Source organism: Amycolatopsis sp. NPDC005961, from assembly GCF_040629235.1.
Taxonomy (GTDB): domain Bacteria; phylum Actinomycetota; class Actinomycetes; order Mycobacteriales; family Pseudonocardiaceae; genus Amycolatopsis; species Amycolatopsis camponoti.
In genome coordinates this window covers 26,810-50,530 of the sequence record NZ_JBEXVF010000002.1, presented here as the reverse complement: position 1 = coordinate 50,530, position 23,721 = coordinate 26,810, and the positions used below count along the sequence as shown (strand labels likewise).

Annotated in this window: 24 protein-coding genes; 5 read left to right on the top strand and 19 right to left on the bottom strand. The window is 70.1% G+C overall.

Annotated elements, in window-relative coordinates; translation table 11 throughout:
• Positions 1 to 10 precede the first annotated feature (10 nt).
• Positions 11 to 1,327, top strand: coding sequence for a citrate synthase (locus tag ABZ342_RS02010; protein WP_155540737.1), 1,317 nt, complete (start codon positions 11 to 13; stop codon positions 1,325 to 1,327).
• Positions 1,328 to 1,391: 64 nt separating this feature from the next.
• Positions 1,392 to 2,738: a deoxyribodipyrimidine photo-lyase gene (locus ABZ342_RS02005; RefSeq protein WP_360468191.1), complete on the top strand. Its 1,347-nt coding sequence runs from the start codon at positions 1,392 to 1,394 to the stop codon at positions 2,736 to 2,738.
• Positions 2,739 to 2,741: 3 nt separating this feature from the next.
• Here the strand turns inward: ABZ342_RS02005 and ABZ342_RS02000 are convergent, their stop codons facing one another.
• From ABZ342_RS02000 to ABZ342_RS01975, 6 genes are all read right to left on the bottom strand, one after another.
• The gene (locus ABZ342_RS02000) at positions 2,742 to 3,932 is read right to left on the bottom strand and encodes an ABC transporter permease (protein ID WP_360468190.1); all 1,191 of its coding nucleotides are present in this window, start codon (positions 3,930 to 3,932) and stop codon (positions 2,742 to 2,744) included.
• Positions 3,929 to 4,858: an ATP-binding cassette domain-containing protein gene (locus ABZ342_RS01995; protein ID WP_360468189.1), complete on the bottom strand. Its 930-nt coding sequence runs from the start codon at positions 4,856 to 4,858 to the stop codon at positions 3,929 to 3,931. Before ABZ342_RS01995 ends, ABZ342_RS02000 begins: the two co-directional genes overlap by 4 nt.
• Positions 4,851 to 5,399: a hypothetical protein gene (locus ABZ342_RS01990; RefSeq protein ID WP_360468188.1), complete on the bottom strand. Its 549-nt coding sequence runs from the start codon at positions 5,397 to 5,399 to the stop codon at positions 4,851 to 4,853. The genes ABZ342_RS01995 and ABZ342_RS01990 overlap by 8 nt, the downstream gene beginning before the upstream one ends.
• Positions 5,396 to 5,665: a helix-turn-helix transcriptional regulator gene (locus ABZ342_RS01985; protein ID WP_155540742.1), complete on the bottom strand. Its 270-nt coding sequence runs from the start codon at positions 5,663 to 5,665 to the stop codon at positions 5,396 to 5,398. The genes ABZ342_RS01990 and ABZ342_RS01985 overlap by 4 nt, the downstream gene beginning before the upstream one ends.
• Positions 5,666 to 6,013: 348 nt before the next feature.
• The gene (locus tag ABZ342_RS01980) at positions 6,014 to 7,552 is read right to left on the bottom strand and encodes a glycerol-3-phosphate dehydrogenase/oxidase (RefSeq protein ID WP_360468187.1); all 1,539 of its coding nucleotides are present in this window, start codon (positions 7,550 to 7,552) and stop codon (positions 6,014 to 6,016) included.
• Positions 7,549 to 8,112, bottom strand: a complete 564-nt coding sequence (locus ABZ342_RS01975) for a TetR/AcrR family transcriptional regulator (protein ID WP_155544173.1) — start codon at positions 8,110 to 8,112, stop codon at positions 7,549 to 7,551. The genes ABZ342_RS01980 and ABZ342_RS01975 overlap by 4 nt, the downstream gene beginning before the upstream one ends.
• Positions 8,113 to 8,209: 97 nt before the next feature.
• Between ABZ342_RS01975 and ABZ342_RS01970 the strand changes: the two genes are divergently transcribed.
• The gene (locus tag ABZ342_RS01970; protein ID WP_360468186.1) at positions 8,210 to 9,829 is read left to right on the top strand and encodes an FAD-binding oxidoreductase; all 1,620 of its coding nucleotides are present in this window, start codon (positions 8,210 to 8,212) and stop codon (positions 9,827 to 9,829) included.
• Here ABZ342_RS01970 and ABZ342_RS01965 read toward each other — a convergent pair.
• The 4 genes from ABZ342_RS01965 to ABZ342_RS01950 all read right to left on the bottom strand — a co-directional run bounded on the left by ABZ342_RS01965 (position 9,807) and on the right by ABZ342_RS01950 (position 13,026).
• Complete coding sequence (locus ABZ342_RS01965; RefSeq protein WP_360468185.1) at positions 9,807 to 10,361, bottom strand: gamma-glutamylcyclotransferase family protein; 555 nt, start codon at positions 10,359 to 10,361, stop codon at positions 9,807 to 9,809. The two genes, ABZ342_RS01970 and ABZ342_RS01965, sit on opposite strands and share 23 nt — an antisense overlap.
• 65 nt (positions 10,362 to 10,426) lie before the next feature.
• A complete protein-coding gene (locus tag ABZ342_RS01960; protein ID WP_360468184.1) occupies positions 10,427 to 11,524 on the bottom strand; it encodes an S-(hydroxymethyl)mycothiol dehydrogenase in 1,098 nt (365 codons plus the stop codon).
• 114 nt (positions 11,525 to 11,638) lie between these two features.
• A complete protein-coding gene (locus ABZ342_RS01955) occupies positions 11,639 to 12,115 on the bottom strand; it encodes an HAD domain-containing protein (protein WP_360468183.1) in 477 nt (158 codons plus the stop codon).
• 50 nt (positions 12,116 to 12,165) lie between these two features.
• Complete coding sequence (locus tag ABZ342_RS01950; protein ID WP_360468182.1) at positions 12,166 to 13,026, bottom strand: sigma-70 family RNA polymerase sigma factor; 861 nt, start codon at positions 13,024 to 13,026, stop codon at positions 12,166 to 12,168.
• Positions 13,027 to 13,102: 76 nt separating this feature from the next.
• Between ABZ342_RS01950 and ABZ342_RS01945 the strand changes: the two genes are divergently transcribed.
• Entirely contained in the window at positions 13,103 to 13,552 is a 450-nt protein-coding gene (locus ABZ342_RS01945; protein WP_360468181.1) for a carboxymuconolactone decarboxylase family protein, read from the top strand.
• Between the two features lie 30 nt (positions 13,553 to 13,582).
• On the opposite strand, the gene ABZ342_RS01940 is transcribed toward ABZ342_RS01945, so the two are convergent.
• The 9 genes from ABZ342_RS01940 to ABZ342_RS01900 form a co-directional block, all read right to left on the bottom strand.
• A complete protein-coding gene (locus tag ABZ342_RS01940; protein WP_360468180.1) occupies positions 13,583 to 14,845 on the bottom strand; it encodes a peptidase C39 family protein in 1,263 nt (420 codons plus the stop codon).
• A 71-nt stretch (positions 14,846 to 14,916) separates the two neighbouring features.
• Positions 14,917 to 15,318, bottom strand: a complete 402-nt coding sequence (locus tag ABZ342_RS01935) for a PaaI family thioesterase (protein ID WP_360468179.1) — start codon at positions 15,316 to 15,318, stop codon at positions 14,917 to 14,919.
• Positions 15,319 to 15,374: 56 nt separating this feature from the next.
• The gene (locus ABZ342_RS01930) at positions 15,375 to 17,102 is read right to left on the bottom strand and encodes a TIGR03767 family metallophosphoesterase (RefSeq protein WP_360468178.1); all 1,728 of its coding nucleotides are present in this window, start codon (positions 17,100 to 17,102) and stop codon (positions 15,375 to 15,377) included.
• 150 nt (positions 17,103 to 17,252) lie between these two features.
• Positions 17,253 to 17,687 (bottom strand): DUF4190 domain-containing protein, encoded by a 435-nt coding sequence (locus ABZ342_RS01925; protein WP_360468177.1) that lies wholly within the window; start codon positions 17,685 to 17,687, stop codon positions 17,253 to 17,255.
• A 58-nt stretch (positions 17,688 to 17,745) separates the two neighbouring features.
• Positions 17,746 to 18,168 carry a DUF4190 domain-containing protein gene (locus ABZ342_RS01920; protein ID WP_360468176.1) on the bottom strand — a complete coding sequence of 141 codons (423 nt, stop codon included), beginning with the start codon at positions 18,166 to 18,168 and terminating at the stop codon, positions 17,746 to 17,748.
• A gap of 54 nt (positions 18,169 to 18,222) precedes the next feature.
• Positions 18,223 to 19,041, bottom strand: a complete 819-nt coding sequence (locus ABZ342_RS01915; RefSeq protein WP_360468175.1) for a carbohydrate ABC transporter permease — start codon at positions 19,039 to 19,041, stop codon at positions 18,223 to 18,225.
• Positions 19,038 to 19,934, bottom strand: coding sequence for a sugar ABC transporter permease (locus tag ABZ342_RS01910; RefSeq protein WP_360468174.1), 897 nt, complete (start codon positions 19,932 to 19,934; stop codon positions 19,038 to 19,040). Before ABZ342_RS01910 ends, ABZ342_RS01915 begins: the two co-directional genes overlap by 4 nt.
• On the bottom strand, positions 19,931 to 21,229 hold the full coding sequence (locus tag ABZ342_RS01905; protein ID WP_360468173.1) for a sugar ABC transporter substrate-binding protein: 1,299 nt from the start codon (positions 21,227 to 21,229) through the stop codon (positions 19,931 to 19,933). Before ABZ342_RS01905 ends, ABZ342_RS01910 begins: the two co-directional genes overlap by 4 nt.
• 98 nt (positions 21,230 to 21,327) lie before the next feature.
• Complete coding sequence (locus ABZ342_RS01900) at positions 21,328 to 22,956, bottom strand: long-chain fatty acid--CoA ligase (protein ID WP_155540757.1); 1,629 nt, start codon at positions 22,954 to 22,956, stop codon at positions 21,328 to 21,330.
• Positions 22,957 to 23,401: 445 nt separating this feature from the next.
• On the opposite strand from ABZ342_RS01900, the gene mihF reads away from it, so the two are divergent.
• Positions 23,402 to 23,713: an integration host factor, actinobacterial type gene (mihF, locus tag ABZ342_RS01895; protein ID WP_026468624.1), complete on the top strand. Its 312-nt coding sequence runs from the start codon at positions 23,402 to 23,404 to the stop codon at positions 23,711 to 23,713.
• Positions 23,714 to 23,721 lie beyond the last annotated feature (8 nt).

Here is a 23,721-nt window from a genome sequence, read left to right as displayed (position 1 = left end):
AGGGACTTGTATGTCCGACGCGACGACTGCGGGGCAGTCCGGCGGCGAAACCGCGAAGCTGACCCTGCCGAGTGGCGAGCACGAGTTCAAGATCGTCCACCCGGTCGAGGGCGCGCCCGGGATCGAACTGGGGAAGCTGCTGGCGCAGACGGGGTACATCACCTACGACCCCGGTTTCGTCAACACCGGCGCCGCGTCGTCCGCCATCGCCTACATCGACGGTGACGCCGGGATCCTCCGCTACCGCGGTTACCCGATCGAGCAGCTGGCCGAGAAGTCGACCTTCGTCGAGGTCTCGTACCTGCTGATCTACGGCGAGCTGCCGACCGAAGCCCAGCTGGCCGACTTCACCGAGAAGATCCAGCGGCACACGCTGCTGCACGAGGACCTGAAGGCGTTCTTCAGCGGCTTCCCGCGTGACGCGCACCCGATGCCGGTCCTGTCCAGCGCGGTGTCGGCGCTGTCGACCTTCTACCAGGACTCGCTCGACCCGTTCGACGAGCCGAACGTCGAGCTGTCCACGATCCGCCTGCTCGCCAAGGTCCCGACCCTGGCCGCGTACGCGTACAAGAAGTCCGTGGGCCAGCCGCTGCTGTACCCGGACAACTCGCTCGGCCTGGTGGAGAACTTCCTGCGCATGACGTTCGGCTTCCCGGCCGAGCCGTACGAGGTCGACCCGGACGTCGCGAAGGCGCTCGACCTGCTGTTCATTCTGCACGCCGACCACGAGCAGAACTGCTCGACCTCGACCGTGCGCCTGGTCGGCTCGTCCGAGGCGAACCTGTTCGCCTCGATTTCGGCCGGCATCAACGCCCTGTTCGGCCCGCTGCACGGCGGCGCGAACGCCGCGGTCCTCGACATGCTCGAGGGCATCAAGAACGACGGCGGCGACGTCGCCAAGTTCGTGGAGCGGGTGAAGAACAAGGAAAAGGGCGTGAAGCTGATGGGCTTCGGGCACCGGGTCTACAAGAACTACGACCCGCGCGCGAAGATCATCAAGAACACCGCGGACGAGATCCTCGGCAAGCTCAAGGGCGGCGACCAGCTGCTCGAGATCGCCAAGAAGCTCGAAGAGACCGCCCTTTCCGACGACTACTTCATCGAGCGCAAGCTGTACCCGAACGTGGACTTCTACACCGGCCTGATCTACCGGGCGCTGGGCTTCCCGACGAAGTTCTTCACGGTGCTGTTCGCGCTCGGCCGCCTGCCGGGCTGGATCGCGCACTGGCGCGAGATGATCAACGACCCGGCCACCAAGATCGGCCGCCCGCGGCAGATCTACACCGGCCACGCTTCGCGGGACTACACCCCGATGTCGGAGCGCTGATCCGCTCACCCTGATAAACGCCCCGTCGTGCACCCGCACGACGGGGCGTTTATCGTTGCCCGTCGTGACCAAAGAAGCACCCGTCGTCCTGTGGTTCCGTCGCGACCTGCGGCTGGGCGACCACGCCGCCCTGCTCGAAGCCTCGAAGCACAGCAAGCACGTCCTCGCGCTGTACGTCCTCGACGAGGCGCTGCTGAAGCCGGGCGGCGCACCGCGTGAGGCGTTCCTCTACGGATGCCTCGAGAAGCTGAACGAGCAGCTCGGCGGCCGGCTGATGCTGGTGCGCGGCGAACCGGCGGCCGAGGTCGTGAAGGCCGCGAAGAAGATCGGCGCCGCGGCCGTGCACGTCAGCACGGACACCGGCCCGTACGGCCGCCGCCGGGACGCCGAAGTCGCGAAAGCGCTGGCGGACAACAACATCGACTGGGTCGAGACGGGCTCGTCGTACGCCGTGACCCCGGGGCGCGTCACCAAGCCGGACGGCGACCCGTACCGCGTCTTCACCCCCTTCTTCCGGGCGTGGACCGCGCACGGCTGGCACTCGCCCGCCGACACCGGACCGTCCCTTGTGGACTGGGTCGAACCGCCGCGGTCGCTGAAGATCCCCAAGCCGCCCAAGGTTTCCGCGACGCTGCCGGAGCCGGGTGAGCAGGCCGCGCTGGACGCCTGGCACGCGTTCCTCGACGACGGCATCGAGACCTATGACTCCGATCGCGATCGCCCGGACCGCGAAGGCACCACGCGGCTTTCGCCGTACCTGCGCTGGGGCTGCGTCCACCCGCGGACGCTGCTGGCCGACCTGGCGGGTGACGACCGCGTCGGCGCGAAGTCGCTGCGCAGCGAGTTCTGCTGGCGCGAGTTCCACGCCGACGTCCTGTGGCACCGCCCGGAAACCGCGCGGAAGAACTACGACAAGCGGTTCGACGGGATGAAGCACGACGACGACCGCGACGCCTTCGAGCGGTGGTGCGCGGGCAAGACGGGCTACCCGATCGTCGACGCCGGGATGCGGCAGCTGCTGGCCGAGGGCTGGATCCACAACCGCGTCCGGATGGTCGTCGCGAGCTTCCTGGTGAAGGACCTGCACCTGCCGTGGTGGCTCGGCGCGCGGCACTTCATGAAGCACCTCGTGGACGGCGACCTCGCGTCGAACCAGCTGAACTGGCAGTGGGTCGCGGGTTCCGGCACCGACGCGGCGCCGTACTTCCGGATCTTCAACCCGACGACGCAGGGCGAGAAGTTCGACCCGAACGGCGACTACGTCCGCAAGTACGTGCCGGAGCTGCGCGGTGTCGGGGGCAAGGCCGTCCACAAGCTGAAGGAGCGGCCCGAGGAGTACCCGGAGCCCATGGTCGACCACGCCCACGAGCGGCAGGTTTCCCTGGAACGGTACGGGAAGATCACCTCGTGAGTGTCAGCCGCGCAGGGCTTCGGACAGCTTGATGCGGCTGCCGATGCGGAGCACGCTGTTGCCGTAGATCCTGCCGCCCAGCCAGGTGAGCAGCGCGACCAGCGCGGCCGTCAGCCCGAGCGACAGCGCGATCTCCCAGCCCGTCGCCGCGCCGGTCGCGATCCGGGCCGGCATCAGGATCGGCGAGAACAGCGGGACCAGTGAGATGACCTTCGTCCCCGTGCCGTCGGGGTCCTGCAGCAGCAGGTTGAACCCCGTGACGAACCCGACGATCAGCACGATGTTGAGCGGCCCGACCACCGACTGCGTGTCCTCCTGCCGCGACACCAGCGAGCCCAGCGCGCCGTAGATCGTGGCGTACAACAGGAATCCCAGCAGGTACCAGAGCAGGCCCCACAGCATCGCGCCGGTGGCGAAGCCGGACAGCGTGAACACCCCGGTCGCCGACGCCGCGACCAGCCCGGCCGCGGCCAGGATCACCAGCTGCGTCAGCCCGACCAGGCCGAGCCCGATCACCTTGCCCAGCAACAGCTGCCACGGCCGCACGCTGGCGAGCAGGATCTCCACGACCCGGCTCGACTTCTCCTCGACGACGCCCTGGGCCACCATCATCCCGTAGGTGATGATGCTGATGTAGAGCAGGAACGCGACGATCAGCCCGACGACGAGCCGTTGCGTGTGGTCCGCGGGCTCCGGCGAGATCGGGTCGTCCTGCACGTGGGTGCCGTCGACCTGCGCCATCACGTCGGCCGGTTCGAGCTGGGCGGACGACAGCACGCCGTCGAGCACCTGCTGCTGCGCGACCTGGTCGAGCACCTTGCGCAGCTGGTCGTCCAAAGAGGACTTGTAGGTGGCGGTGAGCTTCGCCGCGCTGCCCGAGACGAGCGCGTCGAGATCGCCGTCCTCGATCTTCTGGCGGCCCTCGGCCGGGTCGGTGATGGTGACCGTCGAGATCTGCCGCCCGGATTGGGCGGCCTCGACCTGCAGCTGCCGCGCGATCCCGGTCGCCTGGCCGGTGAGCCCGACCGTGCTCTTGTCCGCCGACCCCGCCAGCGACGTCTGGAAGCCGACGTACCCCAGCAGCAGCACCAGCATCACGACGGTGCCGATGACGAACGACCGCGTGCGCAGCCGGGTGTTCAGCTCGCGCTTCATGACGAGCCAGACGGCGCGCCGGCCGCTCAGCTTCCTCATCGCTTGACCCCCTCGTCGGCGGTGGCACTCGAAGACACGGCGTCGCGGAACAGCTCGGTCAGCGACCGGTGGCGGCGGCTGAACTCGGTGACCGGCCCGGTGGCCAGCGCCGCGGCGAGCACGGCCTGGTCGTCGGCGCCCGGGTCGAGGTCGAGCACGGTGGTGGCGCCGTGATTCTCCAGGACGCGCACGCCGGGCAGGCCCCCGGCCCAGCCCTCCGGTGCGGCGGGCGCGGTGACGACGAGCTTGCTGTTCGCGCCGGCGGTCAGCTCGCCGACGGTGCCGACGGCGACCATCCGGCCGCCGCGGATGATGCCGACGCGGTCGCACAGCCGCTCGACGAGGTCGAGCTGGTGGCTGGAGAACACGACCGGCACCCCGGCCGCGGCCTTCTCGCGCAGCACGCCGCTCATGACGTCGACGGCCAGCGGGTCGAGGCCGGAGAACGGCTCGTCGAGCACCAGCACGGCCGGGTCGTGCACCAGCGCGGCGGCCAGCTGGACGCGCTGCTGGTTGCCGAGGCTCAGTTTCTGCACCTCGTCCTTGCGGCGCTCGGCCAGGCCGAGCCTGCTGATCCAGTTCTCCGCGTTGCGGTGGGCTTCGTTCGCGCTGAGGCCGTGCAGCTCGGCGAGGTAGATCAGCTGCTCGAGGACCTTCATCTTCGGGTAGAGCCCGCGTTCCTCGGGCATGTAGCCGATGTGAGTGCGGGCTTCGTGCGTGATCTTTTCGTTCTTGAAGCGCACTTCACCGCTGTCGGCGGCCAGCACCCCGAGCACGATCCGCATGGTCGTGGTCTTGCCGGCGCCGTTGCTGCCGACGAAGCCGAACAGCTCGCCGCCGCGGACGTCGAACGTGACGCCGTCCAGCGCGACTTTCGTGCCGTAGCGCTTGGAGATCCCGTCGATCTCCAGTGTCCCCTCAGTCATTCCGCATCCCCTCTTCGAAGTCTTCGGGGTCGTCGTCCGGCAGCGACCAGCCCAGCAGCAGTGACGGGACGGTCGTCCCGGTGACCAGCAGCGCGGAGATCATCATCGCGCCGCGGAGGCCACCGTCTTCGGCGTGGGCGACCAGGAGGCTGTAGATCATCGCGGCGATCATCAGGTAGCTCAGGACCTGGAAGCCGATGTAGGTGACGCGGTGGCGCCACTCGCGCTCGCGTTCGTCCAGCAGCCGCGAGAAGCCGCCGCTCATCCGGCCGGTGAGGATCCGCAGCAGCAGAAACGAGACGCCGCCGAGGAGAGCGCTGCCGACCCAGACGGCGCCGAAGAGCCAGTCGCCGGCGGTGGTGAAGACGGCCGCGCCGGCGATCAGCCCGAGATCGGCGAGCGCCAGCGCCGCGGTGAGGGCCCGGCGGCGCCGGCGGGTCCGCCAGCCCGGCAGCCGCCGGGAGTGGCGCAGTTCGCGCTCGTCCATCTTGTCCAGCTGACGTTCCCAGTAGGCCGCGAGCCGGCCGGGCTGCTCGGTCATGCTCCCCCCTCGCGGTAGACCTGAGTGGACAGTGGCGTGAACGGCACGCGGCTGAACACCGCTTCGACCGGCAGGTCGAAGACCGCGCAGATCCGGAAGGCCAGGTCCAGGCTCGGATAGTGATCGCCGCGTTCGAGAGCGCCGATGGTTTGAGGATTGACCTCGACGGCGTTCGCGAGAGCGACCCTGCTCAGCCCGCGCTCGGCTCGGAGCACGGGGAGCCGGTTGTAGATCGGCAGCTCTTTGCCGCGTCTGACCGGGCTCATGGGGTAACTGTTGCAAAAACCCAACAGGTCGTCAAGTTAAGTGAACATCAAGTCGGGTTGTACACAGGGTCGGCGCGATGTGGACAGGTCTGGCGTGTGGCCGTTGGGCGGGGGTTGCTGTCGGTGGGCGCCGATAGGCTGGACGTGGGCACGCCCCCCCCGGGAGGGCGGGGGCTGTGTCGGGCGGGGGCTGTGTCGGGCGGGGAAGGTTGCGAATGAGTCATTGGCGCGGCATCAGCTGTCCCGCTGAGTCACGGGGCCACCCGCCTCGGCGGCAATTTGCCGCCGCTACGCCGATACGGTCCCGTTCTTGGCGGTTTGCCGGGTGAAGCGGCTGCCGGGCCCGTGTCAGGCGAGGCCGGCGAGCGACTTGTCGACCAGCTCCGCGACCCGCCCCGCGGCAGCCTCCGCGTCCGCCGGGATCAGCGCCAGCCGGGTCCTGCGCTCCAGCACGTCCGCCACGTCCAGCGCCCCCTCGTTGCGGACCGCCCACACGACCTCGGCCGCCGTGATGTCCGCGCCCGGGGCTACCGGGGCCGCGAACTCCGCGTCCAGCTCACCCAACGCCGCGACCCGCGGAGCCTCGGTGCCGTACCGGGCCACCAGCCGCGGCGCAGCGTCCACAAGAGACAGGTCGGCCCGGGAAGCCGCCCCCAGCAACGGCAACCGCGCGGTCCGGCAAGGCGACGAGGGAAGACCGGCCAGGCGCACAGCGGCATCGACCGCGTCCTCCGCCATCCGGCGATACGTCGTCAGCTTCCCGCCGACCACCGTCAGCAGCCCGTCCGATCCCGCCAGCACCGCGTGCTTGCGGGACAGATCGGCCGAACGCCCGCCACCTTCCACCAGCGGCCGGAGACCGGCGTACGAACCGGCCACGTCCGCCCGGGTCAGCGGCCGGGCCAGCACTGTGGAAGCCAACGACAGCAAGAAGTCCACATCGGACTCGGGAACCACTGGCACGTCGGGGATCGAACCGGAAACCGGCTCGTCCGTGAGTCCCAAGTAGACCCGGCCGTCCGGCTGGGGGAGCAGGAACACGAACCGGTTGCTCTCGCCCGGCACCCCGATGTTCACCGACGTCGTGCCCATCGGCACCGTCCCCGGCGCGAGCACCAAGTGCGAACCCAGCGACGGGCGCAAGCGCACCGCGCCGGTCAGCGTTCCCGCCCACACGCCCGTCGCGTTGATCACCTGGCGCGCGTGGATCTCCACCGTGTCGCCCGAAATACCGTCGACGGCCGTCACCCGGTCCGCGGACACCGAGGACGCCGAAAGCCGCGTCAGGATCCGGGCGCCGAACGATGCCGCCGTGCGCGCGAGGGAAACCACCAGGCGCGCGTCGTCGACCAAAGCGCCGTCGTAAGCCAGCAATGCGCCGCGCAGGCCGGCCGGGGACAGTCCCGGAGCCAGCGCCAAGGCTTCCGCCGCCGGGATCGAGCGCGGTCGCGGCAGCACCGACGACGGCGTGCGCGCCGCCCGGCGGAGGCCGTCGCCGGCTCGCAGGCCCGCCGCCACCAGTGCCTGCTGTGCGCGGGATGTGCTGGGGTACAACGGGAACAGCTGCGGCATCGCCCGCGTGAGGTGCGGGGCCGTGCGCGTCATCAGGATGCCGCGCTCGACCGCGCTCTCGTGCGCCAGGCCGAATTCGCCGTGCGCCAGGTACCGCAGGCCGCCGTGCACGAGCTTCGACGACCAGCGCGACGTCCCGAAGGCCAGGTCGTGCGCCTCGACGAGCGCCACCGACAACCCGCGCGACGCCGCGTCCAGGGCGATGCCCGTGCCGGTGACGCCGCCGCCGACGACAACGATGTCGACGCGCTCGCCCGCCGCCAGCTCCGCGAGCTCGCGTTCGCGGCGCCGCGCGTTGAGCGAGCCGGACGTCACGGCTTCAGCGCCGCGTCGAGCACGTGCGTGAACTCCGCCAGCAACGCCGCCTCGCCGACGTCCGCCGTGGCCGGTCGCAGCGAGAACGCGAACGACTGGACCACCAGCAGCACCGACCGCGACTGCGCCGCGACCGGCGCCCGCCGGATCGACCCGTCCTGGTGGCCGGCCTCCAGCAGCTGGTGCAACGCCTGCTCGGCGAACTTCTGCGTCGCGCCCAGCCGCTCCACGATGTACGGGAGGACCAGCTCGGGATCGACGTCGAGCAGCGTGCGGAACAGCGGGTCGTCCGACAGCGCGCGGACGCCGGCCGACGCGATGAGCACGAGCCGCTCGCGGCTGTTGGCGGCCTCGGCGCCGCGTTCGCTCGCCGTGCGCAGCAGCCCGCTGAATTCGCGGGTCATCAAAGCGGCGAGCACGCTGCGGACGTCGGGGAAGCGGCGGTAGACCGTCATCCGGCTGACGCGCGCGGTGCGGGCGATTTCGGCGAGTGTGGTGCGGCGCACACCGACGGCCAGCACGCACGAGCGCGCGGCGTCGAGCAGCACGTCGTCGGCCACTCTCGTTGCTGTCTGGCGGTTGCGGGTGTCCGCGAGCGCGGACGATCCCGCGGTCTCCATAGTGTGACGTTTCACGTCCATGTGTCACACTGTATCGGTGAACGCGCTCATTGACCACCGCCTTCGACGGTCCTGGACCTCGGAAGCCGCCGACGCCGCCCGGCTGCCCGCGCGGGCGGCCAAGTGGCTTGAACAGCGTATAGGCCAAGCGGCTCCCAGTGCTGCCCCACCGGCGGATTTGCCGGTGGAAATACCGTCACCGAAACTGGACGAATCTGCTGTCGATGCGCTGTCGGCGGCGGTGGGCGCGGAAAACGTGCTGGTCGACGACGCGGCGCGGCTGGCGCGCGCGACCGGGCTGTCCTACCTGGATCTGCTGCGCCGCCGGTCGTCTTCGGTGGACTTCCCGGTGCCGGACGCGGTCGTGCTGCCCGCCGGCCCGGATGAGGTCCAAGCGGTACTCGACATCTGCGTCCGGCACGACGTCGGCGTGGTGCCCTTCGGCGGCGGCACCTCGGTCGTCGGCGGGGTCGCGGCCTTGCGTGGTGAGAAGGCGTCGGTGATCGCGCTCGACCTCGTCCGGCTCGACGCGCTGGTGTCGGTCGACGCCGAGTCGCGCCTCGCCGTCCTGCAGGCCGGTGTCCGCGGTCCCGAGGCCGAGCGCCTCCTCGGCGAGCACGGCCTGACGCTCGGGCACATCCCGCAGTCGTTCGAGCGGGCGACGATCGGCGGTTTCGCGGCGACGCGCTCGGCCGGGCAGGCGTCGTCGGGCTACGGGCGCTTCGAGGACATGGTCGCCGGCGTGCGGCTGGCCACCCCGCGCGGCGAGTGGAAGCTCGGAGTCGCGCCGGCGTCGGCCGCCGGGCCGGACCTGCGGCAGCTCGCGGTCGGCAGTGAGGGAACGCTCGGCGTGATCACCGAGGTGTCGCTGCGGGTGCGGCCGGCGCCGCCGGTCAAGCGGTACGAGGGCTACGCGCTGCCGAGCTGGGAAGCGGGCCGGGAAGCCGTCCGCGACCTCGCGCAGAACCACGCGCTCGCCGACATCACCCGGCTGTCCGACGGGGACGAAACCGAAGTCTCCCTGTCGCTGAACGCCGGGCTCAAGACGACGGCGCTGCGCCGGTACCTCGCCGCGCGCGGCGTGCGGCGGCCGTGCTTCCTCATCGTCGGCTGGGAAGGCACCGCGCATGACGTCGCGCTGCGCCGCCGAGAGACGACGCGCCGGCTGAAGGCGTCGGGCGCCGTGCGAGTCGGCAAGGCGCTCGGCGAGTCCTGGCGGCACGGCCGGTTCGCCGGGCCGCGGCAGCGGGATGCCCTGCTGGATCAGGGAGTCTGCGTCGAGACGCTGGAGACCGCGGCCTACTGGTCCACTGTGGACGAACTGCGTGACGACGTCCGCGCGGCGCTGACGGCGTCACTGGGCCCGTCGATCGTGATGTGCCACATTTCGCACGCCTACGAGACGGGCGCGTCGCTGTACTTCACGGTGCTGACGGCGCGCGACGAGACCGACCCGGTCGGCCAATGGCAGCGCGCGAAAGCGGCGGCGTGCGAGGCGATCACCGGGCTGGGCACGATTTCGCACCACCATGCCGTCGGCGTCGACCACGCGCCGTACCTGAAGGCGGAGATCGGTTCGCTGGGCGTCGAGGTGCTGCGCGCGGCGAAGTCGGCGGTCGACCCGACCGGGATCCTCAACCCGGGGAAGCTGGTCTGAGCACTTCGCAGGGGACGCCGTGGCCGTCCGCGGCGACACCGTCGAGCTTCGCCGCGTCGGCCTGCGGGACGTCGGCGGTGCGCACCGGCTTGCCGTCCACCAGCAGCGGGTAGCGGATCGGCGCGGCGCCGACGTAGGTGTGGACCTCGGTCAGCCGGGTGCCGTCTTCGAGCGTGATGTCGGGTTCGGTCAGCCGGGCCAGGTGGTAGCGCGTGCCGCGGCCCTCGCAGCGGTCGAGCACGGCGAGCTGATCCGGCGTCACGAACCAGATGGCGTGCTCTTCGACGCCGTCGAGCGCGGTGAGGGTGGCCGGGCGCTGGTCGTCGACCACGCGGAACCCGGCGGCCCACACCGCGGCGAGCCCGCCACAGCGTGCGTGCGCGACGACGACCGGGCCTTCGAGCCCGAGCCGGCCGCGCAGCCAGGTGATCTTCGACGGGTTCGCGTTGGAGCCGTAGGCGAGGACGGCCATCCGGTCGCGCCAGCCCGCGGGGGCGGCGTCGAGCGGGTGCCCGACGCCGTCGACGTGCACGAACGAATAGCCCGGCCGGGTGCCCGGGTAGGGCTCGGCCGGGTATTCGTCGTCGGTGAAGAGGGTCAGAAGGTCACCACGCTGCGCAGGACGTCACCGTGGTGCATGCGCTCGAAGGCCTGCTCGACGCCGTCGACGCCGATGCGCTCGGTGACGAACTTGTCGAGCGGCAGCCGGCCCTGCAGGTAGAGGTCCACCAGCATCGGGAAGTCGCGGCTGGGCAGGCAGTCGCCGTACCACGACGACTTGAGCGAGCCGCCGCGCGAGAAGAAGTCGATCAGCGGCAGGTCGTCCAGGCGCATTTCCGGCGTCGGGACGCCGACGAGGACGACGGTGCCGGCCAGGTCGCGTCCGTAGAAGGCCTGCCGCCAGGTCTCCGGGCGGCCGACGGCGTCGATCACGACGTCCGGGCCGAAGGAGTTCGTCGCGTCCTGCATGGCTTCGACGACTGCTTCTTCGGACAGGCCCTTGCTGTTGACCGTGTGCGTGGCGCCGAAGTCCTTGGCCCACTCCAGCTTCCGGTCGTCCCGGTCGATCGCGACGATCGTGGTGGCACCGGCCAGTTTCGCGCCCGCGATGGCCGCGTCGCCGACGCCACCGCAGCCGATGACCGCGACCGAGTCGCCGCGCGTGACGGCGCCGGTGTTGATGGCCGCGCCGAGCCCGGCCATCACGCCGCAGCCGAGCAGCCCGGCGACCGCCGGTTCGGCTTCGCGGTTGACCTTCGTGCACTGTCCGCTGTGGACGAGCGTCTTCTCGAGGAAGGCGCCGACGCCGAGCGCGGGCGACAGCTTGGTGCCGTCCTGGAGCGTCATCGGCTGGGTGGCGTTGAAGGTCGAGAAGCAGTACCAGGGCTTGCCGCGCTTGCAGGCGCGGCAGGTGCCGCAGACGGCGCGCCAGTTGAGGATGACGTAGTCGCCGGGTTCGAGGTCGGTGACGCCCTCGCCGACCGCCTCGACGACGCCCGCGGCCTCGTGGCCGAGCAGGAACGGGAAGTCGTCGTTGATCCCGCCTTCGCGGTAGTGCAGATCGGTGTGGCAGACCCCGCAGGCCTGCACGTTCACGACGGCTTCACCCGGCCCGGGATCGGGGACGAGGACGGTCTCCAGCGAGACCGGCTCGCCCTTCGCCCGCGAAACGACCCCCTGGACCTCGTACGGCATGCGAATCCACCCTTCCGGCTTTGCTGGCTCAGCCCGCAGCTAATCACGGATCATGCGGAGATGGCGACATCCGCATGAGTGAGGTTCGGTGATTCATGCGCAACGTGTTGCGCTTCACGCAACTGTGTCGCGCCAGGTGGCGATGGTGGTGAGGTCTCCGGCGGTGAGGCCGGCGCTCGCATCGACGGTGTGGAGCAAGGCAGGGCCCGGGTGGTGGTCCGCCACCCAGGCCCGATCCGCGTGGGTGGTCTCGTCGTCGATCCAGGCGAACGGGCCTCCCGCCGAATGCTCGACGATGCGTCGGGTCTTCCAGTGCAGCCCGGGGCCGGCGTCCTCGTCGGGGAAATCGAGTACTGGCAGTGGCGGCAGGCCCAGCAACGGCGCAATGCACTCGTTGGCGTCCTCCAGCCACGTGGTGGCCCAGACGAGGTCGCACCCGAGCGCGAGCAGGCGCGGGCCGAGAGCCGGGTCGACCCGGGACAGCAAGGGATTGCCGAGGTCGGCGTTGGTGAAGACCGGGTACGCGCCGGAACCGCGGCCGAACGGGATCAGGGGGCCGTCGACGTCGAGGAACAGCAGGGGGCGGCGCATGGCTTCGGCAGTCTGGCACGAGCGCGTGCCTCCGGCCCCCGGTTTCCAGCTTATCGGGAGGTACCGACAGTTTCGGGCGGCTCGGGCAGGTCCATCGACGCCAGCCGTGCCGGGTCGGCCACCGCCGCTATCCCCGCTATCCGCCCGTCCGTCACCGTGAACGCCACCACCGACAGCGGTGTCCCGTCCGGGCGCCAGGCCACCACTCCCGGCAGGCCGCCCACCAGCACTGCCCGCCCTCCGCCCGCCGCGCCGAACCGGGCTCCCGCCGCCACGTTCGTCGCTCCCAGGACCACCACCACGCCGTCCGGGGTGTCGACTGTCAGCCGCACGTCCGGGTCGAGGACGCGCAGCAATCCCTCGAAGTCGCCGTCGCGGGCCGCCCTCAGGAACGCGTCCACCACCTCGCGCTGCGACCTCCCCGCGTCCGGTGGAGCAGCAGGCGTCCGTACCTTCCGGCGGGCGCGGCTGGCCAGCATCTTGGCCGCTGCGGTCGACTTGCCGAGGATCCGGCCGATCTCCTCGAACGGCACCGCGAACAGGTCGTGCAGCACGAACGCCAGCCGCTCGCCCGGCCCGAGTGACTCGAGGACCACCAGCAGCGCCAGCCCGACCGAATCCGCGAGCGCGACGTCCTCCTCGGGGCCTTCGTCGACCGCCACGACGATCTCGTCGTACGGCGCCTCCGGACGGGACCGGCGCGAGCGCAGGACGTCCAGGCTGATCCGGCCGACCACCGTCGTCAGCCAGCCGTCGAGGTTGTCGATGCTCCCCGCGTCCTGGCGTGACAGCCGCAGCCACGCCTCCTGGACGACGTCCTCGGCGTCGGCGTGCGAGCCGAGCACCCGGTGGGCCACCGCGCGCAGCCGGTCGCGCTGCGCTTCGAAGGCCTCGGTCACCGTGTCGGGCATGTCGTTACCTTCCTCCGTTCGGCTCCGTCATGGGGATGACGGGCCCGGAGGGGCACAGGTAACAAAGGGAGGACCGATGGAAGCACGGCTCAAGGACTCGGGGAACCCCGAGGTGTTCGGCGCGATCCAGCAGATCATCAAGGCGGTGCACGCCGGCGGCGTCGACCCGCTGGTGCTGGAGCTGGTCCACCTGCGGGCCAGCCAGATCAACGGCTGCAGCCCGTGCGTCTACGGCGGCGTCCAGTCGGCGAAGAAGCACGGCGAGACCGAGGAACGGCTGCACAACGTGGTCGCGTGGCGCGAGACGCCGTTCTACACCGAGCCGGAGCGGGCGGCGCTCGCGCTGACCGAAGCCGCGACCCGGATCCAGGACGGCGAACCCGGCGTCACCGACGAGATCTGGGCGGAAGCCGCGAAGCACTTCGACGAGCGGCAGCTGTCCGCGATCACGCTGAACATCGCGCTCACCAACTTCTTCAACCGGATCAACCGCACGACGCGGCAGCCGGCCGGCCGGACCTGGTAGAAGCCGGCCGGTCGCCGCACCGGTCCCGGGTCAGGCCGGGGTGATGATGTACGCGATGCCGCCGGGGCCGCTCGCCACGGTCCCGTCGGCGCGGTACCGCTTGGTCCGCTGCCAGATCTTCTCGAACTGGTCGCGCTTGTACACGTTCCGCACGCGGTCGTTGCTGCTCGACGCCGGGTCGTTCGCGATCACGTCGCCGTCCTTCGTGAAGCCGACGACCACCATGATGTGCCCGGCCGTCCCGTACCCCGCGCCGTCCAGTTCCGAAGCCAGGAACGACTGCGACGTGATCACCGGGATGCCGCGGGCGATGTAGGTCTCCAGCTCGTTCAGCGAGTGCAGCCGGGTGATGTGCCCCCGCAGCCCGCGCGACGCCGCGTACGCCGTGTTGAACGGCCAGTTGCCGGTGCCGTCGTACGCGTGGTCGTAGGTGTAGCGCGCCGCGAACGCCACCGACGGGTCGACGTAGTCCGCCGGGATCCAGGACATCTCCGCCGCCGAGGGCTTCTTGCCCCAGTACTCGGCCACCATCTCGGTCGACGTCGGGCTGCACCAGGCTTCGCCGCCCCCGCCGTACTGCGGGAACTGTCCCTTGTGGAGGTTCTGCGCGTACGCCGGCACCTTCAGCTCGATCCCGGTGGCGCGCCCCGGCTTCGTCGTCTGCACGTCGAACCGGTCCGGCACGGCCGAAGTCATCGCGCCCAGCGACGTCACCGACGGCGTCGCGCGGGAGCCCTTCTCCCGGTAGAGGGTGATCCGCAGCTTGTACGACTTCAGCGTGACGCCGGTCTTCATGACCAGCGTGTCGACGTCGACCAGCGCGTTCGCGTCGTCCTGGCCGTCGACGCTGGTGCGCAGGATGTCGGCGTCACCGCTGGCCCAGTGGCCCATCACGTACCACGCGGTCTCGACGCCGGCCGACGTCTTGCCCTGCGCTTCGACCTGCAGCCAGGTCTTCGCCGGCGTTTGCGCGTTCCAGGACGCGACCAGCTGCGTCGCGCCGAAGCCCTGCCGGTACGACGGCGACGTCCACTGGCCGTACTCGTACGTTCTCGTCGTGCCCAGCTCCGGCTCGGTGTGCTCGACCGTGCCGGCCGGGCGCGTGATGCGCAGGCCGTCGTGGGTCAGTGCGAGCCCGGCGAAATGGCCTTCGTAGAACGCGCCGCCGTTCCACTCGTGGTAGCCGATCGCCTCGTCTTCGCCGGGCCGGGCGGGCGCGGCCTCGGCGACTTGCGCGGTTACAGCGGTCAACACAACCACTGACAATAAGGTGAACAACTTGCGTACGCGCATCCCGGCTCCCTGATAGACCCACCCAGTAGCCAGGGATTTTCGCCGGTCGAGCCGGGTATGTAAACAGGTACCTACAGGACGGCCTGCGTCTGTGTCACTTTCGCGACCAACTTGCCGTCGTCGTCGTGGATCTCCGTCTCCACCACGACGAACTTGCGCCCGGCGTGCAGTGGTCTGGACGACGCAACGGCGTAGCCCGAACGCACGGCACGCAGGAAGTTCGTCTTCGATTCGACGGTCGTCGTGCCCTGGGCGCCCTCGGGGAGGTTGAGGAACGCGCACACGGCACCGGTCGAGTCGGCCAGTGCCATGAGCGCGCCCCCGTGCAGGGCGCCGCCGAGCGTGCAGAGGCTCTCGTCCCACTTCAGCCGGCTGCGGACGAGTGCCTTGCCGTGCTCCAGCACCTCGACGCCGAGGCGCTCGGAGAACGGCATGGTGCGGTGGAAGAGCTGGGTGCCCTCGGGATCGGTCATGCCCCGCAGCCTGCCCGAAGACCGGCCGCGGGGCGATTACCTCGCGGGTAACGCGCTCAGCTCAGCGGGTTCACCAGCAGCAGCTCGGTGTTGTGGTCGGCGGCGTCCCCGACGCGGCCGAGGTCGACGTGGATGTCGTTGTAGGACAGCTCGCGGTACAGCGACGCAAGCGCTTGCGGCGTCCGATCGCCGTAGTCCACCGCGTACGGGGCCTCCGCCTCGATCAGTGTCGTGAACAGCGACAACGTGCCGTCCGCGTTGTCCGCGACCTCGACGATCCGGGCGTGCTGCGGGAAGTCGATGTGCGACGCCGTGTTGATCTCCCAGAAGCCCTGCTGCGGCGTGTTCCCGGCGTGCGGGGTGATCTTGTTGAGGTGCGTGTGGCCGTTGACCCACGCCAGCACGTTCGGGAACCGCTTGAGCAGCCCGACGAACGCGTCGCCGTTCAGGCGCGGGTCGAGCAGGTGGCGCGAATCCGGCAGCACGTTGCCCATCGAGCCGCTGGTGTGGTGGCTGAACAGGAGGAACAGCTCGTCGGTGACGGCGTGGGTGACCTTGCGGCCGAAGAAGTCGTAGTACGTCGAACTGTTGCGCTTCAACGTCGCCTCGACCCAGTTGAACTGCGCGAGGCCGATCGAGCCGTCGGCGAACCCGGCGTCGGTCGTCGTGTCGAGGCTGATCCCGGTGATGCCCGGCGCGATCCGGAACGTGTAGTAGACGTTCTTGCCGTCGGCGTTGGCGCTGGTGAAGCCGTGCCCGACGGGGCCGGGTCTGGTGTTGGCCGAGTCGAGGTGCGCGCGGACGAACTCGCCGGTGGTGAACGGGCGGCGCCGCGCGTCCGGCGTGATCTCGCGGATGGTGCCCGAGCCGCCGAACAGCTCGGCGACCGGCACGCTGGAGCCGGGCTTCTTGATGGCGTCGGCGAGCTTCTTCGCGGTGGTCTCGTCCTTGCCGATGACCTTGTACTTCCCGGTGTACCAGGCGTCGATGCCGGGGATCTGCGCCGGCAGCGAGCCGACGATGCTGTCGTCGTGGTTGCCGAAGGTGCAGAACCACGGGACGTCGAGGCCGGGCGCGGTGAACGTCCCGATGCCCGCTTCGAGCAGGCCGGGCAGCTGCGGGAAGCCCTTGGCGGAGTAGTCGTCGCCCACGCCCGCGATGGACGGGTTCCAGAACTCCTTGTTGCCGGAGCTCTGGACGCCTTCGTAGGCGTTCGTGGCGCCGGAGTTCGGCGTGACGCTGCCGCCGTTGAGGACCTTGAGGAACCAGTCCAGCTCGATCAGCTCGTGGTTGTCCGTGTTGTCGCCGGTGGTGACCATGAGGTCGAACGGCCGTCCGGTGAACGGGCCCTGCCGCACGCTGTTGACGCGTTCGACGAGCGCGCTGGTCGCGACCGTGCCGAGGGCCTCCTGCGGCCGGTGCGCCGAGCCGATGAAGGGGTGCAGGTACTCGAAGCGCGCGGGGCTCTCGGTGTCGGTGATGTGCAGGTCGGTGAACTGCACGAACGCGCTGAGGGCGCGGCGCCGGTCGTCGCGGCCGGTCTGCGGGGCGGCGAGGTCGCCGCGCACGACCAGCGGCCAGCCGGGCCCGGCGGACAGGCGGCTGTAGCTCCCGGTGCCGCCGCCCGTGGCGACCTGTTCGAGGGTGGTGCCGGCGGTGGAGACCGAGCGGGCGCTCGTCAGCCGCAGCGCGCGGTCGAGGGCGTTCGCGGTCGGCGTGCACAGCAGGAGTCCGAGACCGGCGGCGCCCGCGGTGGCGAAGGTGCGCCGGGTGAGTTCGGCCATGGTTGTTCGCTCCCCAGTTTCTCGGCTGCCCAGCACCGTGCCGGACGCCGATGTCCGGTCGGTGAACGTGACGTTTCGAGCCACCCTGTCACAGGTGTCGGGGCGGGGAGTACCGCCGAACGTCGTGGTGATTTCGGGCGACAGGACCGCTCAGCAGGCGATGCCGCACGCCGTTCCGGCCGCCGCGAACAGGCCGAAGAAGAACAACATCACGATCAGCGCCGGGATCACCGCGATGATGCCGCACACCAGGCCCGCGATGCCCATGCCCTTGCCCGTGTACCCCGGCCGGTCGGCCTGGACCATGCCGGCCCACGACAGGCCGATCGCCAGGAAGCCGAGGAGCAGGTCGAGGAACGGGACCCAGAACAGGACCAGGGCGACGATGCCGATGACCATGCCCGCCACCGCCATTCCGCTGGTGACCAGCGGCTGGTACCCGGGGTACGGCTGGGAGACGTAGGACGGCTGGGCGTACGGCTGCACCGGGTACGGCTGCGTCCCCCACAGCTGCGGAACCGGCGCCGAAGGCGGGTAGCCCGGGTTCGCCGGGTCCGGCTGCCGGTAGGGGTCGAAGTCGGTCATCGCGCACCTGTCTCTCTCGTTACCCGGAGTCGTCGGTGCGCCGGCCCCGGGTGTTACGTCAGCAGTAGATACCGCAGGTCGTCGCCGCGGTGACGAAGATGACCACGACGATGATCGCGGGGATCATCGCGATGATGCCGCACACCAGGCCGGCGACGCCCATGCCGCGGCCGGTGAACCCGGGCTTGGCGGCCTGGGCCATGCCGGCCCACGACAGCCCGATCGCGAGCAGGCCCATCAGCACGTCGCCGAACGGGATCCAGAACCCGAGCAGGGCGAGGATGCCGACGATCATGCCCGCGACGCACAGTCCGCTGGTGCGCAGCATCGGGTAGGGGCCCGCCACCGCCGGGTACGGCTGCGCGGGCAACGGCACCGACATCGGGTTCGGCTGGGGCTGCCAGCCGGGCTGGACCGGGATGGGCGCGTGCGCCGCGGGGTCTTCCGGCTGCGGCGGCGAATAGTGGTCGGGCGTGGTCATCGAGCACCTGCTTCCTTCGGGACGTTCCCGGAGTCGGCCGCGGCCCGGGGCGTGTTACGACCCGCCCAAACCGGACTCCGTCACCCCGCGGACCAGGTACCGCTGCAGGAACGCGAACAGCAGCACGATCGGCAGGATCGACACCGCCGCCGCCAGGAACAGCAGGTTCAGCTGCGGGTTCTGCGCCGTCAGCAGGCCCGACAGCGCCACCTGCACCGTCCAGGAGTCCGGCGACTGGGCGATGATCAGCGGCCACAGGAACGCGTTCCAGCTGCCGATCACCGTGATCACCGCGATCGCCGCGAAGAAGCCCTTCGAGTTCGGCACCACGACGCGCCAGAACACGCCCCAGCGGGTCAGCCCGTCCACCCGCCCGGCCTCCTCCAGCTCGCGCGGGAAGTCCAGGAAGTACTGCCGGAACAGGAACACGCTGAACGCGCTGAACAGCCCGGGGATCACCAGCCCGCGGAAGTCCGACAGCCAGCCGAGCGACGAGACCACGACGAAGCTCGGCACGAACGTCACCGACGTCGGGATCATCAGCGTCGCCAGTACCGCGTAGAACACGATCCGGGAATGCCGGTACGGGATCCGCGCGAGGCCGTAGCCCGCCAGCGAGCAGACCACCAGCAGGCCGACCGTCTGCAGAGCGGCGACCACCGCAGAGTTCAGCAGGCTGCGCGCGAAGGGGACGTCGTCGGAGGAGAACAGCCGCGTGAAGTTCTCCCAGTGCACTGTGGACGGGAAGAACGTCCACTGTGGAGCGGTGATCTCCGCCCGCGAAGCCAGGCCGTTGCGCACCAGCAGGTAGAACGGCAGCAGGAACAGCACCGCGGCGACGACCAACGCCGTCCACCGGAGGAACGCCCTCATGCCACCCGCCCGAAGCGGAAGACGCGGCCCTGCAGCAGGGTCACCAGCGCGATGATCAGCGCCAGGATCACCGCGCCCGCGCTGCCGCGGCCGAGGTCCTGGCCGCCCGAGCCCAGCGACGTGTAGTACAGGTACACCAGCGGCGGCCGGGCGAACGGCGGGTAGCCGCGCGCGTCGCCCATGATGTTGTAGAACTCGTCGAACGCCTGGTAGGCGTTGATCAGGTTCAGCAGGAGCACCGCCACCGCGGTGGCGCGCAGCTGCGGCAACGTGATGTAGCGGAACACCTGCCAGCCCGGCTTGGCGCCGTCGAGCCAGGCCGCTTCGTACAGGTGCCGGGGAATCCGTTGCAGCGCCGCGATGAACAGGATCATGTAGAACCCGAGCTGCAGCCACAACCGCGCGGTCACCAGCACGATCCAGTACAGCGGCGGGTTCACCGTGCCGGTCCAGGCCACCGGGTCGGCACCGAACAGGCCGAGCACCGTGTTCGCCAGTCCGTAGCGGACACCCGAGAACAGCGAGGTCTTCCAGATCAGCGACGCGACGACGTACGAGCACGCGAACGGCAGGAAGAACACCGACCGGAAGAACGCCCGCGCGAGCCGAAGCCGGTTGACGCCCAGCGCCAAAGCGAGGGAAAGGACGAACGTCAGCGGCACGATGAACACCGCGAACACGCTGAACGTGCCCAGGCTCGACAGGAACGGCTCGTCGGTGAGCATGTGCCCGTAGTTGTCCAGCCCGACGAACTCCGTCGGCGTCACCGTGTTGCGCGCGTCGAAGAAGGACAGGTACGCGCTCCACCCGATCGGCAGGTACGCGAAGACCGCGAGCCCCAGCAGGAACGGCCCGACGAACAGCCAGAACGCGCGCGCGTCGCGCCCCCTCATCCGAACAGGCGCTTCAGCTCGGACTTCGCCACCTCGACCGCAGTCTTGGTCTGCGCGACCGGGTCGGCCCCCTCCTTCGCGATCTTCGCGACCGCGTCGGACAGCGCCGTGTTCGCCTGCTGTGTCCACACCGGACCGCCGACCAGGTGGCTGTTCTCCTTGACGAACCTCGCGGCGTCGGCCGCCGGGCCCGACGCGAGGCTGCTCGCCTGGCCGACCAGGCTCTGGCGCGCCGGGACGTGGAAGCCGAACTTCGTCGCGAACTCCAGCTGGTCGTCGGTCTTGTCGATCCACAGCCACTTGACGAACGCCTTGGCCTCGGCGATGTGCGCGCTCTTGGCGTTCACCATCGCGCCGTACGCCCCGACCGGCACCGACGGCGCGCCGCTGCCGTCCAGCTTCGGGAACGGCAGCACGCCGAAGTCGTCGTCGAACGCCTGGCGGATCTTCGGCACGTTCCACAGCCCGGTCCACTGCATCGCCGCGAGCCCGTCGATGAACGCGCCCGGGTCCGACCAGTCGGCGGGCGCTCCGAGCAGCAGCGAACCGTTGCTGTTGAGGGTGTGCAGCTTGGCCAGCGCGGTCGCGGCGCGCGGGTCGTCGAAGCCCACCTCGCGGTTGCCGTTCTTCAGGTAGTCGAGGCCGGCCGACCACAGCAGCGGCCCGGTGAGCACGCCGACGCCGCCGTCGTTGCCCGCGAAGAGGCCCTTGACGCCGTCCTTCGAGAGCTTGGCGGCCGCGTCGATCAGCTCGTCGACCGTCTGCGGCGGCTGCACGCCCGCCGCCTGCAGCAGGCTCTTGCGGTAGAAGAGCACCTGCGTGTCGATGGCCTGCGGGATGCCGTAGACCTTGCCCTCGACGGTCTGCGCGGCGAGCACGGCCGGGCTGAAGTCGCCCTTGACCGGCGCGATCACGTCGTCGAGCGGCACCACCTGGTTCTGCCGCACCCAGTCGATCTTGACCTGCGCCTCGAAGACGTCCGGCACCTTGCTGTTCTGCAGCGCCGTGACGATCTTCGAGTCGTAGTCGCCGGGGTTCCACTGGACGTCGACGGTGGCCGCGGGATAGGTCGCGGCGTAGCGCTTGACCGCTTCCTGGACACCGTCTTCGCCGTATGCGTGGTACCACTGCTGGAGCGTGACCTTGGGCGCGGCCGAGGGCGGCGGACCCGCCGAGTACGCCGTCGACGGCGGCGCGGTGCCCTGCCGCCCGGTGTTCGACCCGCACGCCGCCGCGAGCGCGCCCGCCGCGCCCGCTCCCGCGAGCGCGAGAAAGCTCCGCCTGTTCCGCTGCATCCCCAGAACCCCTCCGTGAACGTGAAGGCCATCGTGAGGAACGTAGAGTCCCTCACGATGGCCTTCACGGACTTGTAGGCACGCCGGAGATTTACCCGTTAGAGCTGTGCGATGTCGAGCTTTCCCTCGGAGTAGGACGCGCGGATCCGCTTCTTGTCGAACTTGCCGACGCTCGTCTTGGGCACTTCGTCCACGAACGTCCAGTTCTCCGGCAGCTGCCACTTCGCGACCTTGTCGGCCAGGAACTCCCGCAGCTCCTCGGCGGTCGCGGTCCGCCCCTCCTTGAGCACGACGGCGACCAGCGGCCGCTCGTCCCACTTCTCGTCGGGGATGCCGACGACGGCGGCCTCGGCCACCGCCGGGTGCCCCATGACCTGGTTCTCCAGGTCGACCGAGGAGATCCACTCGCCGCCCGACTTGATGACGTCCTTGGCGCGGTCGGTCAGCGTGAGGTAGCCGTCCGCGCTGATCTTGCCGACGTCTCCGGTGCGCAGCCAGCCGTCGTGGAACTTGTCCGGGTCGACATCCGCGCCGCCGTAGTACGCCCCCGCGATCCACGGACCCCGGACCTCGAGCTCGCCCACGGCCTCGTTGTCCCAGGGCAGCTCCTCGCCCGAGTCGCCGATCAGCCGGGCCGACACGGCCGCCGGGAAGCGGCCCTGCGTGTAGCGGTAGCGCCAGGCCTCGTCTCCGGTCGCCGAGGCCGGCGGGCGCGCGACGCTGCCCAGCGGCGACGTCTCGGTCATGCCCCAGGCGTGCAGGATCCGGACGTGGTGCCGTTCCTCGAACGCGTGCATCAGCGACGGCGGCACCGCCGACCCGCCGACGACGACCTCGCGCAGGTGCGAGATGTCCTGCGGGTTGGCTTCCAGGTGGGCGAGCAGGCCCTGCCAGACGGTCGGGACCGCGCCGGCGAACGTCGGCTTCTCGGCGGCCAGCAGCGCGGCGAGCGGGGCGGGCTGGAGGAACCGGTCCGGCATCACCAGGGACGCGCCGACCATCAGCGCCGCGTACGGCAGGCCCCACGCCATCGCGTGGAACTGCGGCACGATCGCCAGCGCCTTGTCGTGCTGGGCGAGGTTCATGCTGTCGCTCATGCAGACCTGCATCGAGTGCAGCCAGATCGACCGGTGCGAGTAGACGACACCCTTGGGGTCACCCGTCGTGCCCGACGTATAACACATCGCGGCCGCGGACCGCTCGTCGATGTCCGGCCAGTCGAAGGTGTCCGGCTGGGCGGCCAGCAGCTCGGCGTAGGAGTGGACCTGGACGCCGTCCGGGGCCTGCAGCGACGCCGCGTCGCCGTTGGCCACGATGACGTGCCGGACCGTCTTGAACTCCGGCAGCTGCTTCGCCAGCAGCGGGACCAGCGTGCCGTCGACGATGACGACCTGGTCCTCGGCGTGGTTGGCGACGAACACCAGCTGCTCGGGGAACAGCCGGATGTTCAAGGTGTGCAGGACCGCACCCATGGCCGGGACGGCCAGGTAGGCGGCCAGGTGCTCGGCGTTGTTCCACATGAACGTGCCGACGCGCTGGTCGCCCGTCACGCCGAGGCTCCGGAGCGCGTTCGCGAGGCGGGCGGCGTGGCGACCGAGGTCGCCGTAGCTCTCGCGGCGGGCTTCTGAACCGGTCCAGGTGATGACTTCGCTCGCCGAGTGCACCGACGTGCCGTGGCGGAGCAGGTTCGCCAGCGACAGCTGGCCGTCCTGCATGGTGCTCAACATGGTCGCTCCCGGGGGTTGTTCGCCGGTGAACTGGGGTTGGGCCGACTCTAGTGCGGATCGGGTGAAGCGGGCATGGTCAACAACGGCTCCGTTCGGTCACGGTCGTCCCGCGATCGGGCGACGACCGGACGATGATCATGATCATCAATTCTTACGCTTTTCCTTGTGGACAAGGAAATGCGCCCGGGAACAGCATCGAGTGGAAGGTTCACTTCCGGGTGAGTGACGCCACCCGGGACGCTTCTTGGGAGCGTTTCCGCAGGCCGGAGCGGGTTGCCCGGTATCACCTCGGGGGGTAATAAGTGCGTGTCGGTTGCACGGCCGTGAAGCCGGTGGCGTTTACTGGGGCCGTGGTAAGAGACGGCTGGCCAGCGCTTGCATCAGCAAGCACGTCGAAAAGCCGTCGGCCGCGAAAGCGGAGACCTGAGAGGAAAGGACTACTACGTTGGCTCTGCCTACGTTGACTCCGGAGCAGCGCGCTGACGCCTTGGCCAAGGCCGCCGAGGCTCGCAAGGCGCGTTCGGAACTGCTTGCGTCGATCAAGTCCGGCAAGGAGAGCATCGAGAAGGTGCTCAAGCAGGCCAAGGAGAACAAGACCATCGGGAAGACGAAGGTCACCCAGCTGCTGAAGGCCGTCCCCGGCCTCGGCGCGGTGAAGGTCGCCGCCCTGCTCGAGCAGGCCGGCATCGACCCGGACCGGCGTGCGGCCGGCCTGGGCGAGCGCCAGCGCGAGGCGCTCATCGACGCGCTCAAGTAGCCGTCATC